We start from the raw sequence: 1,120 nt of genomic DNA on the forward strand, positions 1-1,120 counted from the left end.
GCACGGTGGACTTCCGCAACACCATCTTGATCCTGACCTCCAACCTGGGATCCGGTGGCACGCGGGAGCAGGTCATGGATGCGGTACGCCACGCGTTCAAGCCGGAGTTCATCAACCGTCTCGACGACGTGGTCATCTTCGACTCGCTCTCCGAGGAGCAGTTGGAGCACATCGTGGACATCCAGCTCGAGCAGTTGCAGAAGCGTCTGGCTGCGCGTCGTCTCACCCTCGAGGTGAACGGTGCGGCTCGGATGTGGCTCGCAGTGCGCGGCTACGACCCGCTGTACGGCGCTCGGCCATTGCGTCGACTCGTTCAGCAGTCGATCGGCGACCAGCTCGCCAAGCTGCTCCTGGCCGGCAAGGTCCAGGACGGCGACACCGTACACGTCGGTGTCAGCGAGGACGCGGATCAGTTGGTTCTCTCCTGATTCGGTAAGCGGAATGCCCCGTCGAGCCACTTGGATCGGCGGGGCATTCGCATTTTGTTCTACCCTGGATGGCTGGATGCTCGAACCGGGGACGATTGCACCCGCGCCTCTCCGAACGACTTCGACGCGCTTTCGTCCCAACCGAAGGTGAGCCAGGCATGACCGATCAGAACGATCCGCGTAACTCGGGTGGGCCGCGCCGTGAGGATCCCGAGGCGACCGAGGTGTGGGGGCGTACGCCCGACCAGCCGACGGAGCAGTACGGGACGGTGTCCGGCCAGAATCCGAACCAGCCGACGGAGTATTTCGGTCAGCAGCCGGGGGCACAGCAGTATCCGGGGGCACAGCAGTATCCCTACGGCGGACCGGATCAGAACACGGAGTACTTGGGGCAGCAGGGGCAGCAGCCGAATCCCACTCAGGCGTTCCCTGCCTACAACCCGCAGTTCGATCCGCAGGCGCCGCCGCCTGGTGCGACGCAGGCCTATCCGCCGTACACCGCTCAGCAGTACGGGAACCCGGATCAGTACGGGAACACGCAGCAGTACGGAAATACACAGCAGTATCCGGTTGCCGGTGGTGGCGGTGGAGTTCCGCCGGAACAGCCGTTCATCGACGATGGATCGTCGGGCGGCGGTAAGAAGCGCAAGCTCGCGACGTGGGTGGCCGCCGGTGTGGTCGGGATCCTGGTC

Annotated in this window: 1 protein-coding gene and 1 pseudogene; both read left to right on the plus strand. The window is 64.6% G+C overall.

Going from position 1 to position 1,120, the window contains the following annotated elements:
• The coding region (locus A2J01_RS31075) for an AAA family ATPase (RefSeq protein WP_156519460.1) at window positions 1-428 on the plus strand (428 nt) is incomplete at its 5' end.
• 158 nt (window positions 429-586) lie between these two features.
• Window positions 587-1,120, plus strand: a pseudogene (locus A2J01_RS31080) (hypothetical protein); the annotation flags it as partial.

Origin of the sequence: Rhodococcus sp. EPR-134, from assembly GCF_001647205.1 — a bacterium.
Lineage (GTDB): Bacteria > Actinomycetota > Actinomycetes > Mycobacteriales > Mycobacteriaceae > Rhodococcus_F > Rhodococcus_F qingshengii.